21 protein-coding genes are annotated in these 16321 nt (G+C 48.1%); 14 read left to right on the top strand and 7 right to left on the bottom strand.

All coding sequences use genetic code 11. The annotated features are described in order from the left end of the window. Window positions 1-55: 55 nt before the first annotated feature. From DNK57_RS06640 to DNK57_RS06620, 5 genes are all read right to left on the bottom strand, one after another. Entirely contained in the window at window positions 56-988 is a 933-nt protein-coding gene (locus tag DNK57_RS06640) for a transcription initiation factor IIB (RefSeq protein WP_192962317.1), read from the bottom strand. After that, the gene (locus tag DNK57_RS06635) at window positions 985-1263 is read right to left on the bottom strand and encodes a Gar1/Naf1 family protein (RefSeq protein ID WP_192962183.1); all 279 of its coding nucleotides are present in this window, start codon (window positions 1261-1263) and stop codon (window positions 985-987) included. The genes DNK57_RS06640 and DNK57_RS06635 overlap by 4 nt, the downstream gene beginning before the upstream one ends. 85 nt (window positions 1264-1348) lie before the next feature. Continuing rightward, the gene (locus tag DNK57_RS06630; RefSeq protein WP_226891137.1) at window positions 1349-2395 is read right to left on the bottom strand and encodes a UPF0104 family protein; all 1047 of its coding nucleotides are present in this window, start codon (window positions 2393-2395) and stop codon (window positions 1349-1351) included. Window positions 2396-2404: 9 nt separating this feature from the next. Continuing rightward, window positions 2405-3052, bottom strand: a complete 648-nt coding sequence (locus DNK57_RS06625) for an RraA family protein (protein WP_226891136.1) — start codon at window positions 3050-3052, stop codon at window positions 2405-2407. 19 nt (window positions 3053-3071) lie between these two features. Continuing rightward, window positions 3072-3365 carry a DUF211 domain-containing protein gene (locus tag DNK57_RS06620; protein ID WP_010876522.1) on the bottom strand — a complete coding sequence of 98 codons (294 nt, stop codon included), beginning with the start codon at window positions 3363-3365 and terminating at the stop codon, window positions 3072-3074. A 144-nt stretch (window positions 3366-3509) separates the two neighbouring features. On the opposite strand from DNK57_RS06620, the gene DNK57_RS06615 reads away from it, so the two are divergent. From DNK57_RS06615 to arsB, 14 genes are all read left to right on the top strand, one after another. Beyond that, window positions 3510-3926: a toprim domain-containing protein gene (locus DNK57_RS06615; protein WP_192962180.1), complete on the top strand. Its 417-nt coding sequence runs from the start codon at window positions 3510-3512 to the stop codon at window positions 3924-3926. Window positions 3927-3985: 59 nt separating this feature from the next. Next, the gene (dnaG, locus tag DNK57_RS06610; protein ID WP_192962179.1) at window positions 3986-5131 is read left to right on the top strand and encodes a DNA primase DnaG; all 1146 of its coding nucleotides are present in this window, start codon (window positions 3986-3988) and stop codon (window positions 5129-5131) included. A 20-nt stretch (window positions 5132-5151) separates the two neighbouring features. Next, window positions 5152-6657 carry a Lon protease family protein gene (locus DNK57_RS06605; RefSeq protein WP_192962178.1) on the top strand — a complete coding sequence of 502 codons (1506 nt, stop codon included), beginning with the start codon at window positions 5152-5154 and terminating at the stop codon, window positions 6655-6657. Window positions 6658-6722: 65 nt separating this feature from the next. Next, a complete protein-coding gene (gene xerA / locus DNK57_RS06600; RefSeq protein WP_192962177.1) occupies window positions 6723-7658 on the top strand; it encodes a site-specific tyrosine recombinase/integron integrase in 936 nt (311 codons plus the stop codon). 195 nt (window positions 7659-7853) lie between these two features. Then, entirely contained in the window at window positions 7854-8837 is a 984-nt protein-coding gene (locus tag DNK57_RS06595; RefSeq protein WP_192962176.1) for a permease, read from the top strand. Window positions 8838-8929: 92 nt separating this feature from the next. After that, complete coding sequence (locus tag DNK57_RS06590; RefSeq protein ID WP_192962175.1) at window positions 8930-9160, top strand: MTH895/ArsE family thioredoxin-like protein; 231 nt, start codon at window positions 8930-8932, stop codon at window positions 9158-9160. 26 nt (window positions 9161-9186) lie between these two features. Then, window positions 9187-9384, top strand: a complete 198-nt coding sequence (locus tag DNK57_RS06585; protein WP_226891135.1) for a hypothetical protein — start codon at window positions 9187-9189, stop codon at window positions 9382-9384. Window positions 9385-9389: 5 nt separating this feature from the next. Then, window positions 9390-10148, top strand: a complete 759-nt coding sequence (locus tag DNK57_RS06580) for a pyrroline-5-carboxylate reductase family protein (RefSeq protein WP_192962173.1) — start codon at window positions 9390-9392, stop codon at window positions 10146-10148. Then, window positions 10149-11063 (top strand): ABC transporter ATP-binding protein, encoded by a 915-nt coding sequence (locus DNK57_RS06575; RefSeq protein WP_192962172.1) that lies wholly within the window; start codon window positions 10149-10151, stop codon window positions 11061-11063. A gap of 2 nt (window positions 11064-11065) precedes the next feature. Next, complete coding sequence (locus DNK57_RS09155; protein ID WP_226891134.1) at window positions 11066-11389, top strand: hypothetical protein; 324 nt, start codon at window positions 11066-11068, stop codon at window positions 11387-11389. 26 nt (window positions 11390-11415) lie between these two features. Continuing rightward, window positions 11416-11802, top strand: coding sequence for an ABC transporter permease (locus DNK57_RS09150; protein WP_264291560.1), 387 nt, complete (start codon window positions 11416-11418; stop codon window positions 11800-11802). A gap of 10 nt (window positions 11803-11812) precedes the next feature. After that, window positions 11813-12262, top strand: coding sequence for a universal stress protein (locus DNK57_RS06565; protein ID WP_192962171.1), 450 nt, complete (start codon window positions 11813-11815; stop codon window positions 12260-12262). Between the two features lie 8 nt (window positions 12263-12270). Further along, window positions 12271-12624 (top strand): ArsR/SmtB family transcription factor, encoded by a 354-nt coding sequence (locus DNK57_RS06560; protein ID WP_226891133.1) that lies wholly within the window; start codon window positions 12271-12273, stop codon window positions 12622-12624. 9 nt (window positions 12625-12633) lie between these two features. Continuing rightward, window positions 12634-13707, top strand: a complete 1074-nt coding sequence (gene arsB, locus DNK57_RS06555) for an ACR3 family arsenite efflux transporter (protein ID WP_226891132.1) — start codon at window positions 12634-12636, stop codon at window positions 13705-13707. 104 nt (window positions 13708-13811) lie between these two features. On the opposite strand, the gene DNK57_RS06550 is transcribed toward arsB, so the two are convergent. Then, window positions 13812-14870 (bottom strand): histidine kinase dimerization/phosphoacceptor domain -containing protein, encoded by a 1059-nt coding sequence (locus DNK57_RS06550; RefSeq protein ID WP_226891130.1) that lies wholly within the window; start codon window positions 14868-14870, stop codon window positions 13812-13814. Then, window positions 14870-16258 carry a sensor histidine kinase gene (locus tag DNK57_RS06545; RefSeq protein ID WP_192962168.1) on the bottom strand — a complete coding sequence of 463 codons (1389 nt, stop codon included), beginning with the start codon at window positions 16256-16258 and terminating at the stop codon, window positions 14870-14872. Before DNK57_RS06545 ends, DNK57_RS06550 begins: the two co-directional genes overlap by 1 nt. Window positions 16259-16321 lie beyond the last annotated feature (63 nt).

Below are 16321 nucleotides of genomic sequence, written 5' to 3'. Positions count from 1 at the left end.
AGTGTGTTTAACACGCAAAACAGCTATACTTATCCAAGAAAAAAGGTATGTGTAACTAGAGGGTCACTCCAAGGTCAAGCTGCTCTGTGAGCTCCTTGTACCTGTTCCTTATGGTTACCTCTGTTACACCTGCAACCTCTGCAACGTCCCTCTGGGTCTTGCGTTCCCCGAGGAGGACAGATGCTATGTAGAGGGCTGCTGCTGCAACACCCGTCGGACCTCTTCCTGATGTGAGGCCGTTCTCCATTGCCATCTCAATGATCTCAATGGCCTTGGACTGGACCTCCCCTGAGAGGCCGAGTTCGCTTGCAAACCTTGGCACGTAATCCACCGGAGATGTTGGAGGCAGCTTTATGTTGAGTTCCCTTGTCAGGAACCTGTAGGTCCTTCCAACCTCCTTCTTGCTCACCCTTGAGACCTCTGCAATCTCGTCAAGTGTCCTTGGAACGTTGCATTTCCTGCATGCGGCGTAGAGTGATGCTGCAACCACTCCCTCGATGCTTCTTCCCCTGATGAGTTTGTTCTCAACGGCTCTCCTGTATACCATGGAGGCCGCCTCCCTGACACTCCGTGGGAGCCCCAGCCTTGATGAGTCACGGTCAAGTTCGCTCAGGGCAAAGGCCAGGTTCCTCTCGGTGGCGCCGGATATTCTTATCTTCCTCTGCCACTTCCTCAGACGGTACCACTGGGCCCTGTTCCTTGCAGGTATGTCCCTTCCGTATATGTCCTTGTTTCTCCAGTCTATCATTGTTGATAGACCCTTGTCGTGTATGGTGTAGGTTATGGGTGCACCTACCCTTGTCCTCTTATCCCTCTGTTCGTGGTCAAAGGCCCTCCACTCGGGACCCATATCAACCAGGTTATCGTCTATGACAAGACCACATTTTCCACAGACTATTTCAGCCCTCTCGTAGTCGCCCCTAAGGTCATCGGAGCCACACTCAGGGCATTTTGTTTCCCTCTCTATTTCAGAAACATCAGACCTCATTTTCTCCTTCGTTTCCTTCGCCCCCATTTTTTCACATTCTTTATACCCACGTATAAAGTCTCTCCAACTCGGTTCTCAAACTTTTCAGGGTTTACTGCACGAAGTGGTTTTATGGATATGTATGGATTCCTTGTAGGTCCAAAGATATCGTGCACTTTTCCTATCATTTTCCCTTTGGAAGTAAAAACAGGTGCTCCAAGCTGCGGTGTTCTATCTGAACGTGCTATGATCCTTCCCTTGTTGGAGACATGTGAAATATTCCCTAAAGCCTTCATGATTCACCGAAAATTTTATATACTATATTCTCTAACTACTAGTATATAAATGTTTCGATAATTTTATATAAAATTAGGCTGGAGGTCATGCTGTCATCTGTTTTCCATAGTAGATTGCCGCCATGAGGCCTATCAATGTCGGTGCAATATAGCTTGCGAGCCTATCAACAACACTGGCTGCCATGACATAATCGGCGCCTATCCCTGCAACAGCAAATAAAGCCACAAGTATTCCCTCCCTCAATCCAAGGGACCCTGGAAGAATCGGAAGGAGGGATATTAAGATCCCGACGGTGTAGATTATTATGAGTGGAACCACGGGTGGTGAGACACCCACAGCCAGGAAGCAGACATAGAACCGGCAGACATCAAGGGCCCACATCCCCAGTGATATGAAGAATCCGATAACAAAGACCCTCCTGTCGGTTATTGCAGTTGAAAAGCCATCATTGAATCGATTTATATAGAATATGACCTTCTCGTGTATCCCTGCAAAACTGATACCCCCTTCCCTGAACCTTGAGAACCATGAAACAAGCCTCCTTGTGACAGAAAGGGCTATCCTCTGGGCTATTTTTTTGTTCATACCTGCATAGACCGCCAGGGAGAACCCTGTAATGGTCACAAGGATCAGCACACTCACAATTATCCTGGTCCAGATGGATATATCCCAGGTCATTATGAGGACCGCAGAGAGGATGGAGATCATGGCAAAGGGTATGAACTCAAATACCCTGTCTGCCGTGGATGATGCGAAGCCAATCTCAAAGGGTGTGCCCTCAACCTCCCGCAGGAGGTAGGCCCTCAGTGGCTCACCACCGGCAGCCCCCGGCGTTATGTTGTTCCCGAAGATACTGGTAAAAAGAAGCATCATGAGCCTCGGAAAGGATGGAGCATCATCAACCACATTCAGGATGAGCCTCCACCGCAGGGTCCACAGGACAAGTATGATGGCCTCCAGGATGAAATTGATGGCAAGAAAATATGGGCTGGTCCCCTCAAGGGCCCTCAGAATATCACCAAAACCTGCGAAAAAACCTATAAGGAATATTACAACAGCAACAGCAATGAATGAGAGAACGATGGTCCTTCTGTTCTCCCGGATGTAATCAAATACACTGCTCTCTCCCATGGAAACCAACTACTTCCGAAGGCCAAGGATCTCTGAAAGTGAAATTCCGCCTTCAACACCCTTCACTATTGAGGACTCCTTCTCCCTCACCTTCATGGCGGCCCTCACGACCTCCACTGTAACCTCCGATGGTACCACAACCACACCTGACTCATCACCAAGGAGCAGGTCACCATTTTTAACCCTGACACCATCACACTCCAGTTCTACATTGAGCTGCCCCCCGGCTCGGGGTTCTCCTGCACAGGGAACATAGTCCCTTGAGAATACAGGAAAATCAAGTTCAAGGATAGCGTCAATATCCCTGCAGGATCCATATATAACGACCCCTGCTATACCCTTCTTCAGGGCGGTTTTTGAGGTGAGTTCACCCCACACTGCCCTCTCATCACCGTCAGCACCTATAAAAATAATTTCCCCAGGTGATGCAGCATCAATGGCCATGACTGATGTTCCCCAGTCGTACTGGGACGTCCTGGCTGTGACCACTCTGCCACAGACACGGAGGTTGTTCACTGGCTTTATTGAGGGTATCACGCCCACCTCACCTGTCACGCCCTTGAGGGCATCTGAGATCTGCGGCGCAGATATCCCTGATAAAAGCCTGACAGGATCCGCAGGTGAGCTGAGTCTCCTGAGGCGTTCAATTGGTTTCATACCTCTCCTGGCCATCCAATCAATCCTGGGGAGTTGTGACCTCTTCCACCATGGTCCTTCCAGCTACAACCTCATCAACACTGTGGATGGATCCACCATAACTCTCTATTGCCCTTGTTATCTCATCGAAATCCAGGTCATTTCCCTGAATGGTCACCTTGATGTTCTCGGTTTCCTTATCGATCTCCATGAGGGTGATGTTAACTCCCTCAACACCCCTCAGTTCACTCAGATACTTTGCATATTCCGGTATTATGGGTTCGTGGGGTTTCAGTATATCCAGAACGATTCTTATAAGGCCCTTAGCCACCATCTTTCCTCCATGAATCTGTTAAAATGATATAGTATTATGATAACATGAATATTTAAATATAGCCCAGAAACACGTCTCTGATTATTTTATATATCAGTATCGTCATATAAGATATAGATATTATCAGGTTATAAAGGGCTACCTATGTCTCTTATCAAGCTTCAGCAGATAACGGAGGAGTTAGAGGAACTTAAATATCAGGGAGAGCAGGGAATACCCATACTGATTGAGGGCCGTAGGGATGAAGAAGCCCTGCAGGAGCTGGGCATCAACGGCCCCTTCATAAAGGTTTCAGGCTCCAGGCTTAGCCTCTCTGAAATCGCCCTTATTGCATCCAGGTCATCGAGGGCCATAATACTAACAGACTTTGACAGGAAGGGCAGCGAACTTGCAAAAAGACTCTACAGGGACATGCAGAGTCTAGGAGCAGATCCAGACCTCAGGATACGGCGCAGACTAATGGGGATGACGCGCAGATACATCAAGGACATACAGAGTCTCCCTTCATACATTGAAAGGCTGAAGCTGGAGGTGTGCCCATACCCCCTTGATAATATCTGAATGCTGTTATCATCACACTTCAATTTGATAACCAGTCATTCCTCAAAAGGAGGGTTTACATGGGAAAAGAAGAGATAAGTACAACTAAATACCTCATTCACGCTCAAATTAACGCTAATGGAATCGTAGAGAAACCAGACGTCGTGGGGGCGATATTTGGACAGACTGAGGGCCTCCTCAGCAACGACCTGGACCTCAGGGAACTCCAGAAAACAGGAAGGATCGGTAGAATCAAGGTAAACATAACATCACGTGGTGGTAAATCAAAGGGGGAGATAATAATACCATCAAGCCTTGACCGTGTTGAAACCGCCATACTTGCAGCCTCCCTCGAAACAATCAACCGTGTTGGACCATGCGAGGCCTACATCCAGGTCACAAAGGTTGAGGACGTAAGGGCCGTTAAACGTAAAAGGGTCGTTGAAAGGGCTAAGGAGATCTACGCCAGCATGATGGAGGAGGTTACCCCCGAAAGCCTCAAGATGATCGAGGAGGTCAAGGAGGCCATGCGTGTCCATGAGATCACAGAGTACGGTGAGGAGAAACTCCCGGCCGGCCCCAACGTCGAGACCTCAGACGCCATACTGGTGGTTGAGGGAAGATCCGACGTCCTCAACCTCCTCAAGTACGGTATAAAGAACGCCATAGCAGTGGAGGGTGTCAGTGTACCGAAAACAGTGGCTGATTTAACCAGAAAAAAGACTGTTACAGCCTTCGTTGACGGTGACCGGGGCGGTGAACTCATACTCAAGGAACTCCTCCAGGTTGGTGAGATAGACTACGTCACCAGGGCCCCCAGGGGCAAGGAGGTTGAGGACCTTGAGAAGGACGAGATAATGATGGCCCTCCGGAACAAGGTGCCTGTTGAACAGTTCTACCATGACCTTGGAATGAAGAAGGAAAAGAAGAAAACAGAGGACAAGATGGTGCTCCTTCGTAACATTCTGAAGGAGCTCGAGGGCACCGGGAACGCCGAGATACTCGACGATGCCCTGAACATACTCAGGGAGGTTAAGGTCGAGAACCTCTACGATGAACTGAGCAGGGTCAACAACCACCCCTACGCTGTGGTATTTGATGGTGTTATAACACAGCGCCTGGTTGACCTCTCCTTCGAGAAGGGACTCAGATACCTTGTGGCCGTTAGAAGCGGGGATATAGTGAAGAAACCCCACAACCTCAAGATTATAACCGGTCACACCTGAATTAACAGAAGGCATCAAAAATGTATGTTGATATGAACCGTGAGTATCTGAAGGATATAAACACCACGGAAGACGTTAAGATACCTGAGGATCCCCTTGAAAGGGTTATAGGGCATGAAGATGTCATGCCAATGATAAAGATAGCTGCGAAGCAGCGCAGACATCTGCTACTTGTTGGACCGCCGGGCATAGGAAAATCGCTCCTCGCCCAGGCGATATCCTTTCATCTCCCGGAACCATCTGAGGAGATAACCGTCGTTCATAACCCTGAAAGGCCTGAGAGGCCCTTCGTTGAGGTCAAAAACCGCAAGGAGATAGAGGATGAAATCCTTGAAATCGAAAGGGCTGAGGGGGAACTCATAGACCCCCAGAGCGTCCCGGATGCTGTTGCAGAGCGTCTGGGTTTCAAATGCATCCACTGCGGTGAATACAGCAGCGCATATAACAGTATCTGCCCGCGGTGTGGCGGGGACAAGTTTTCACATATCAAGGCCAGGAGAAAACATATCGGCGACCTTCTTGGAATGTTTGAGATGAGTTCAGGGAGCCTCAGCGTTCCCCAGAAGAGGGTGACAACGACCCGCATCATTGATGGTGTTGAGGAGGTTGTGATCTATGAGCGGGTTGGTGGTGAGGAGATTAAGGTCCTTGACCAGAGGGCCCTCGAAAAGCGTAGGCAGATTGTTGAGGAGAAACCCAGGAACGTGATAGTGCCCCTTGATAGAAAGACCTTTGTTCAGGCTACGGGGGCGAGTGAAACCGAACTCCTGGGGGATGTACGTCATGACCCCTACGGAGGTCACCCTGACCTTGGATCCCAGCCCTATGAACGTGTCGTCCCGGGGGCCATCCATGAGGCCCATGAGGGTGTTCTCTTCATAGACGAGATAGTTCACATTGCAGGCCTTCAGAGGTTCATATTCAGCGCAATGCAGGATAAAACATTTCCGATAGTCGGTAGGAACCCCCAGAGCGCTGGAAGTTCCGTGAAGGTGGATGAGGTTCCATGTGACTTCATATTTGTCGGTGCCTGCAACATAGCAGACCTCCAGTACATACTCCCACCTCTGAGATCAAGGATCCAGGGGGAGGGTTATGAGCTTCTTTTAAACACCACGATGCCCGATACCGACGAGAACCGGGCAAAAATAGTCCAGTTCGTTGCACAGGAGATAGAGCTGGATGGAAAGATACCCCATGCCCGTGCCTCTGCTGTTGAACTCCTCATTGAGGAGGCTAAACGCAGGGCCAGGGCCGTGGATGATGTCGATGACGCCCTCACACTCCGTCTCAGGGACCTCGGAGGGGTTGTGAGGATGGCCGGCGACCTTGCAGTTATGGATGGGAGCAAATACATTGAAACCCGGCACATGGAGGTCGCCATAAGGAAGGCTGTTTCGGTTGAGGATCAGATCATAAGGAGATACAAGAGCTATGAGAAGGCCCTTGAGAAGGATCTATCAAGCTCCCAGAGGATGTCACAGCATGGATACAGCAGTGAGAACATAGACCGTAGCTACATGTAGTGGTAACAGTTCCTCATGAGCTTTAATCCATGACCGCGTGATCCGCAAGATTTAAGTGGATATTTATGGTAGATACCATGAATATGAACAGGGAGTCAGAGGAAAAGCAGGGTCTTCTTGAACGTTACAATTTTCCAGAGCTCATTGAGGATTACCTCATTGAACTTGAGATCAGGAATTACTCTCCGAACACGATAAAAACGTACAAATCGATTGTTAAAAACTTTTATGAGTTTCTTATGAAGGAGGATGACCTCTACGATGACAGGAGGGTTCTCAGGTCATTCAAGAGGTATATACAGTACCTTAAAAGGGAGAAAAAGGTTACGCAGAACTATATCTACCTTGTCACCGTTGTTGTTAAGAAGTTCTTTGAGTTCAGTGGCATAGACTGCCTTGAGGAGGTAAAGGCCCCCAAGAGGACAAAGTCCCTCCCCAAGTCCCTGAATGAGGACGAGGTCATGAGGCTCATCAACGCCGTTGAGGTTGCCGATGATGGCTCCGTCATCAGGAGGTTCATAAAGACCCGTGACCGCCTTATACTCTCACTCCTCTACTCATCTGGACTCAGGGTCTCTGAGCTGGTTTCACTCAGGATCAATGACATAGACCCTGATGAGAGGACCATAAGGATCAGGGGTAAGGGTGATAAGGATCGTATAGTCCTCTTTGATGAGAACACCCGGGATCTCCTCATGGAATACCTCAGTAGAAGGATCCATGAAAGCGAGTATCTGTTCCTTAACCGTTTCGGGGACCCCCTCACCCCGAGGTACGTTCAGATGATGATAAAGAACTATGCAAGGAAGGCCGGGATAAAGAAGAAGGTCACACCCCACATCCTGAGGCACTCCTTTGCAACCCACCTCCTTAAGAACGGTGTGGATATAAGGGCCATACAGCAGCTTCTGGGCCATTCAAACCTTTCAACGACACAAATATATACGAGCGTGGATATGCAGACCCTCAAGAACGTCTATGACCGTGCAAGACTCCTATAATTAACTTTTAAGACCCCATATTAACTTATTTTAAGTTTTGATCAATAAATCAGGTTTATAGCATCATACAGCTGATTCTTCATTTAATGGTTCCACCATCAGATGTAAGTGCCTTCATTGAACCAGGGAAAAGTTATATATACCAGTACACCAACATATCCATAAATTTGAATATATTGATTGGAGGTTAAAAGGTTGTTACAGGAATTCGCGGATTATGTAACATACAATCTCATGGGCCTTGAACCGGCCTCCCACCTCGGAAGCGCCGTTAACTTCTTCATATACGACACCATAAAGATATTCATACTTCTCGCCACACTCATATTTGTCATATCATTCATAAGAACATACATACCCCCCAATAAGGTTAAGGAAACACTTGAGAAAAGGCATAAATACTTCGGTAACTTCATAGCAGCCCTGGTTGGTATAATCACCCCCTTCTGTTCATGTTCAGCCGTCCCGCTATTCATAGGCTTCGTTGAAGCGGGCGTACCCCTGGGGGTGACCTTCTCATTCCTCATATCCTCCCCCATGATAAATGAGATAGCAATAATACTGCTCCTTGGACTGTTCGGATGGCAGATAACCGCCTTCTATATACTATCAGGTTTCATAATAGCCGTTCTTGGCGGAATCCTCATAGGAAAACTTAAAATGGAAACTGAACTCGAGGACTACGTCTACGAGACACTGGAGAAGATGAAGGCCCTGGGAGCAGTCGATGTGGAACTGCCACAGCCAACCCTCAGGGAGAGGTACATGATAGCCAGGAATGAGATGAAGGATATACTCCGCCGTGTTTCACCCTACATAGTCATAGCAATAGCCATCGGAGGATGGATACACGGTTATCTTCCCGAGGATTTCCTCCTTCAATATGCTGGTGCCGGCAATATATTTGCAGTGCCACTGGCTGTTCTGATAGGAGTTCCGCTCTATTCAAACGCTGCAGGTACAATACCCCTCATATCAGCCCTCATAGAGAAGGGAATGGCTGCCGGAACCGCACTGGCACTTATGATGTCGGCACTTATGATGTCAATAACCGCCCTGTCATTCCCTGAGATGATAATACTCAGGAAGGTTATGAAGCCAAAGCTACTCGCCACATTCATAGCAATCCTGGCAGTCTCAATAACACTTACAGGCTACATATTCAACCTGATAATCTAACAGGTCATGATAAGCCGGCAGAACACCGGAAATCAGAAAAACCTTCCCATCACGTTAACAGCTTCAACCTGGAATCAATTTGAGGTGAAAAGATGAAGATACAGATATACGGTACAGGATGTGCAAACTGTCAGATGCTCGAAAAGAACGCTAGAGAAGCAGTTAAAGAACTTGGAATCGATGCTGAATTCGAAAAGGTAAAGGAAATGGACCAGATACTGGAGGCAGGACTCACAGCCCTACCTGGCCTGGCAGTCGATGGTGAACTTAAAATCATGGGCAGGGTGGCCTCAAAGGAGGAGATCAAGAAGATCCTCTCCTGAACCCCCTCATTTTCATGGTGATGACCATGGTCGAAGACGAAGAAAAGGGCTTTGATGGAAAGATAAAGGCAATGATCTCATCAAGGGCATGCGCCTGCCAGACAGGCATCCTTGAGAAGAAGAAGTCAGGTCTGAGGTACGTCAACTGCAAGGGCTGCGGTAAACTATTCAAAACCGACAGGGACACCGAGTACTGCATGGACTGTGAGAAAAGGAGGAAGTGATGTAGATGAGGATAAAATTCCTGGGAGGGGGCAGGGTCGTTAGAATAATCCTCGGGGGCCTCCAGAGGGCAGGTAAACTACCAGGGGATGTGATGGTGTGCGACCCTGATGAGGATTCCCTCAGACTCCTTGAGGATGAATTCAGGGTTAAAACATCAGCTGACTGCAGCAGCATGGAAGGAGATGTGATATTCCTTGCAGTTCACCCGCCAGTCCTGAAGGATGTTATGAACAAAATGGAGTCCCCTGACCCTGAATCACTGATAGTGTCCCTGGCGCCCAAGATCAGAATATGGGAGATACAGCAGGCACTGGACCACCCAAAGGTCGCAAGGGTCATACCCAACTCCCCCTCCATTGTTAACAGGGGCTACAATCCCTTCAGCGCGGCAGATGAACTCACCGGCACTGACCGGCAAATACTTCAATCACTATTTGAACCTCTCGGAGAGTTTCCAGAGGTATCTGAGGACAAACTTGAAGCATACGCCGTTATAACTGCAATGGGTCCGACATATCTATGGTTCCAGCTGGATGAACTGGAAAAACTGGCCGTTGAGTTCGGCATGGCCCCTGAGGAGGCTGCAAACGCCGTGCATTCGATGGCATCAGGTGCAGTGGAGGCCCTCTATTCACACCAAAACAGGGATATGGTCATGGACCTCATACCTGTGAAGCCCCTGGCGGATGCAGAGGATGATATAAGGGCCATCTACAGGGAAAGGCTTAAAACGCTGTACTCTGGTCTCAGGGAGGGGAAATAGATGGTCCTCGAGGTTAGGAATCTGAGCAAGAAATTTGGGGATCTGGTGGCTGTAGACGGCATCAGTTTCAGTGTCAATAGGGGTGAGATATTCGGTTTCCTCGGACCAAATGGTGCGGGCAAAACTACAACACTAAGGATGCTAACAGGGATAATAAAGCCAGATAGTGGAAGCATCAAACTACTTGGATACGACATGAAGAAGGACCCTATAAGGGTCAAGGAGAGAATAGGGGTTGTCCCTGAGAATGCGAACCCCTACATCGATATGACAGCCTGGCAGAACATGATGATTACCTGTGGCCTCTATGATCTCACCGGCAGGGAGGCTGAGGAGAAATCTGCTGAGGTCCTGAAGGATTTTGGATTATATGATCGCAGGGACCAGAAGGTTAAGGGGTTTTCCAAGGGTATGAAGCAGCGTTTAGTCCTTTCAATGGCCCTTGTTCACGACCCTGAATTCCTTTTTCTTGATGAACCAACCAGTGGACTTGACGTCAGGAGCAGTCTCATAATAGTCGATAAGTTGAAGGAACTTAGTGAAGAGGATAAAACAATTTTCTTAACAACCCATAATATGTGGGAAGCCGAAAAACTCTGTGAAAGAATAGCAATTATGAACAGAGGAAGGATCATCACAGTTAACAGACCAGATGTGCTGAGGAAAACAACGGAGGTGCTCAGAAGGGTTGAGATCCTATTTGATAAAAAAATCTCTCCTGAAGACCTTCAGGGATACATCAAGGTGGATGAAGTCGAAGGCGAAAAGGTAATAGTTGAATGTGAGGATCTTGATCCGGTTTTAACAGGAATCAGCTCCTTTATAATGGACTCCAAGGGGAAGGTAAAGGTTCGCTCATTCAACACCGTAACACCCTCCCTCGAGGAGGTCTTCCTTAAAATTTCGGAGGGATGAATATGGGGCAGTTAAGCCGTTCAATGACGATTGTCCGGAAGAACATGATAATATACTATCTCAAGGGGCCGGTAATAATATTCGGAGTCCTTATCCCGGCATTTTTCTTCCTCGCATTCATAATGGGGCGTAAAGATCTCCCATTATCATTCCTGATGGCCGGCCTCACCTCCATGACAGTCTTCTTCACGGCCACTTCAGTTTCCCCTGTCATCATGCCGTGGGAAGCCCAGATGAACACCCTCGAGAGACTCATCGTGTCCCCCATATCCACAGCATCACTTTTAATGGGAGATGTGATCTCCTCGGTATATTCAGTCTCCTGATAACACTTATTCCCCTGGCACTCACAATGATCCTCAGAGTTACAATCACAGATATCCCCATATTCTTCCTCAGTGTTCTGATATCAGCCATATGTTTTTCAGCTCTGGGGATGGTCATGGCAGCCCCAAAGACAAATATCCCATCTAACATAATGATGCTGGCTTCACTGATAAAATTCCCCCTGGTGTTTATAAGCGGAATATTCGTGCCCATTGAAGCCATGCCCCCCTGGGGTCTCCTGATAGCATCCATCTCACCACTCACATATCTAATGGATGCTGTGAGGTATTCCCTAGGAGGATACCACCACTACCCCCTTGCCATGGATATGGGCATGCTTCTCATATTCACAGCGATATTCTCAGTGGTGGCAGTAAAGCTCCATTCCAGGAATATTCCCAGAAGAATTTAGGAGGTATGAAATGTACAGAAAGGTATTGCTTGCAACGGATGGATCCGAATGTTCAATGCATGCTGCAAGATACGCCATTGAAACTGCAGCACAGAACCAGGCCGAACTTCTGGCCCTCACGGTCACAGAGACCTACCCACTAAAGAATCTTCCTGTGGAGGAACTCACGCGCAAGGTGACGGAACTCTTCAGGAAAGAATCAGAGGAGGCCCTCCAGAAGGTCGAGGACCTTGCAGTGAGTCTCGATACTCCTGTTAAGATCCGTAAAATCATGGTGGATGGTTCACCTGCAGAAACAATTCTGAAAGTCGCCGATGAAGAAAATGTGGATCTCATAGTTGTAGGGGCATCAGGAAAACATGCCCTTGAAAGGTTCCTCCTTGGAAGTGTCTCAGAAAAGGTTGTAAGACACTCCAGGGTACCTGTACTTGTGGTCCACAGCCAGAAACTTGAATGCTAGGTAATACCATGAATTCATGTAACGCTGATAGACCAAACCCCGAGCAGATTGAGAGATTGAATGAAAGGCTTGCTGGACTCCCGGATGAGGATAAAATAAAGAAGGAAGCAGCAGCCCTTAAGGCCCTGGCAGATCCAACCCGCCTCCTCATAATCCACCTCCTCTCTGAGGGTGAACTCTGCGTATGTGAAATAATGGCGGCCCTTAAAAAGCCCCAGCCAACCGTTTCACACCACCTGAACATACTCAGGAGGGCTGGTTTCCTGAAGGCGGAGAAACGCGGTGTATGGGTTCACTATAGTCTGGCCAGTGATGACCTCCCATCAATGATAAAGCAAGTGATTGAAGCAAGTGATTACTAAGGTGGTATCTTGACCGGTGATTCCTGCAGTTTAGATGGGGATATCCGTCCATCAAAGCTCGGATTTCTCGATAAATATCTGACACTCTGGATTTTCCTTGCAATGGCGGCAGGTGTTTCAATCGGATACTTCTTTCCTGAATTCCGTCAGTTCATAAACATGTTCCAGGTGGATACAACAAGCCTCCCCATTGCCATTGGACTCATACTGATGCTGTATCCTCCCCTTGCAAAGGTTCATTATGAGGACCTCCCTGATGTCTTCAGAAACTTCAGGATACTTGGACTTTCACTGTTGCAGAACTGGATCATTGGCCCTATACTGATGTTCATCCTTGCCATTGTCTTCCTGAGGGACCATCCAGAATACATGATCGGTCTCATACTAATAGGACTCGCAAGGTGCATTGCGATGGTGATAGTCTGGAATGAACTGGCTATGGGCGACAGGGAGTACGCCGCGGGGCTTGTGGCATTCAACAGCCTCTTCCAGGTTTTCTTCTACAGCATATATGCATGGTTTTTCATAACCCTCTTACCGCCACTCTTAGGGGTTCAGGGAACTGCTATCGATGTCAGTATATTCGAGATAGCAAAGAGCGTCTTCATCTACCTGGGAATACCATTCATTGCAGGATTTTTGACCAGGCACATCCTCAGGATAAGGAAGGGTTCTGAGTGGTACGATACCAGGTTTATCCCAAGAATAAGCCCCCTGACACTAATGGCGCTCCTCTTCACCATCGTGGTGATGTTCAGCCTGAAGGGGGACTATATAGTGCAGATACCCTTTGATGTGCTTCTAATCGCCATACCCCTCATCATCTACTTCGTGTTCATGTTCCTAATATCCTTCATCCTGGCATACAGTGTGGGGGCTGATTACTCGAAGTCATGCGCCATTTCATTTACAGCTGCAAGCAACAACTTTGAACTTGCAATAGCTGTCGCAGTGGCCGTCTTTGGTATAGATTCGGGTGTGGCATTCGCAGCCGTTGTGGGACCGCTCATCGAAGTGCCTGTACTCATAAGCCTTGTAAATGTAGCACTGTACTTCCAGAGGAGACTATACAAAGAGGGTTAAATTCTCTTTTTCATTCAAGCGGAGGATTTTGAAGGGAATCCTCCACCAGATTTAGTTGTGCTTAAATCACTGGAGTAGGCTGGGGAATCCCGGCAAGACAATCATCACGTTATTCTGTCAGCATAAAACTGTTCAAAGAACTCAAATGTGAATACAACGCCATCATCACTGCTTTCAACCTCAATTTGTCCACCAAGCTGCCCTGCAAGGTTATCAATCATGCGAAACCCGAAGGAACCTCCATCTGGAAAGCTGACATCCTCCGGCAGACCATGGCCATTATCCCTGTATACAAGTCTGTGGCGACCATTGAATCTTCTAATTTCGATGCTTATCTCACCACCACCCTCACTGAAGGCGTGTCTGAGTGAATTGGAGATTAATTCTGCTGTTATGAGTGCCAGGGGCACAGCCGTATCCATGTTGAGCTCTGCATGATCCCCGCTGACGGTGACCCTGACATCGGATGCCCTGCCATGGGAACTGAGGAGACGCGATGACAGTCTCCTCATATATTCCCTGAAATTAATGATGTAGGTTCCTGAGGATGGATAGGCTTGCTCATGTATCAGGGCAATTGAGCGCAGCTGATTCACGTAGTCCCTGAAAAATTCCTCAATAGCTGGATCCTCTATGTACCTTATCTGGAGTGAGAGGAGACTTATGATGAGCTGGAGATTGTTCTTGACCCTGTGGTGAAGTTCCCTCAGCAGCTGTTCCTTCTCCTCAATGGACCTTTTAAGGTACTCATTAATGGCCTTCTCCCTCACAAGTTTAACCCTGTTCTTCTTTGCCTCATGCTTGTAGAGGGCCATTTCAAGGTTCACCCTTATATCCCTCTCATGGAATGGTTTGAGGATGTAGGCGTAGGGCTCGGTCTCCCTGGCCCTCTTCACGATCTCATCGCTGCTGTAGGCTGTGAGGTAGATGACCGGGATATCCATCTTCTCCCTTATGATCCTGGCAGCATCGATACCGTCCATTTCACCCTCCAGCATGATGTCCATTATTATGGAGTCCGGTTTGAGTTTTTCCAGTCCCTCCAGGAGGTCCTCGGCTGAATGGAATATTGCAGGGACCTCATAGCCTGCATCCTCCAGTATGTACCTTATATCCTGTGCCACCAGTTCCTCATCCTCAACGATAACAACCCTTCCCCTCATCATTCACCACCAGCATCAAAGGTGACTGTGAAAACAGCCCCACCACGGTTCTCTGCAGCTATTGATCCGTTGATTCTCCTGAGCATGAAGTTGACGAGTTTAAGGCCGAATCCGGGCGGATCTGAAATTTCAATTCCCTCAGGAAGCCCTGTACCATCATCCGCAACTACAAGGGCGCCCCTTCCATCTGAGACTGAAAGCTCAATCCTCACCTCACCACCAGAGCATATCCCATGCTTTATGGCATTTGTTACGAGTTCATTGACAATCAGGCCAATGGAAACCGCGGTGTTGATTCCCACATTGACCTCATCAAGTTTCGTCCTGAATGCCGTGTTCCTCCCGTTGCACATATCCCTGAGTTCAGCCAGTAGCTCCTCTATGTAATCTCCAAGATTGACCACCATCATGTCCCCTGATCCATAGAGCTTCTCATGGACCAGGGCTATTGATTTAACCCTGTTCTGACATTCAGTGAATATTTCAAGGGACCTCTCATCTTCTATGTACCTTGACTGGAGCCTCAGGAGGCTTGATATCAGCTGAAGGTTGTTCTTGACCCTGTGGTGTATCTCAGATAGGAGGAATTCCTTCTCCCTCAGCGAAGCCTCAAGGGACTCCCTGATACGTTTATCCTCTGTTATATCCTGTTTTATCCCTATCAATGACTTTGGATTCCCCTTGGAGTCCCTCATCACCTCTGCCCTGAGAAGAACGAATGAGATGGAGCCATCATCCCTGACTATCCTGTACTCACCCTCAAATGGCTTCAAAGACCTTATTGACTCTATGAATGTTCCGCGTTCATCCGGGTGTATCATTGAGGCCATCTCATCCATGCGGCCCCTGAATTCCTCCCTCCGAATTCCGAGTATCCTCAGGGCCTCATCAGAGCATGACAGGGTATCGGAGGCAATGTCCCAGTGCCAGCTGCCTATCCTCCCTATCTTCTGTGCCTCCCTCAGCTGCCAGTTGCTCTCAATAAGTGACTGTCTTGTTCTTTCAAGTTCCTGCTCCTTTTCAATCTCCCTGATGGCCCTTTTTATTGCAATTGGGACCTTTGAAAAGTTGCTCTTGAGGACATAGTCTGTGGCTCCAGCCTTCAGGGCCTCAACTGCAAATTCCTCTCCGATCTTGCCACTTACAAATATGAAGGGAACCCACGGGCACCTCTCCCTGGCGATCGAAAGGGCTGAGAGACCATCAAAGGAGGGCAGGGAGTGGTCTGCAAGTATAACTTCGGGTTTGAACTCATCGATGGCCCTTATGAAGTCCTCTTCATTATCAACCGTCTCTGATATGAATTCAATGCCAGCCCGTCTTATCTCCCTCTCCATGAGCTCAACGTCCAGTGGGACGTCCTCGAGTATAAGAATCCTGCATGTCATCCTATCATCTGATCAATTAATATGAATCATGGCTTAACTGCAGCAGGCATTTCAACCATCTGA

Source organism: Methanothermobacter thermautotrophicus, assembly GCF_014889545.1.
GTDB classification, from domain to species: Archaea; Methanobacteriota; Methanobacteria; order Methanobacteriales; family Methanothermobacteraceae; genus Methanothermobacter; species Methanothermobacter thermautotrophicus_A.
Note: the sequence above shows the minus strand (reverse complement) of the source record. Positions and strands in the feature narration are given on the sequence as shown.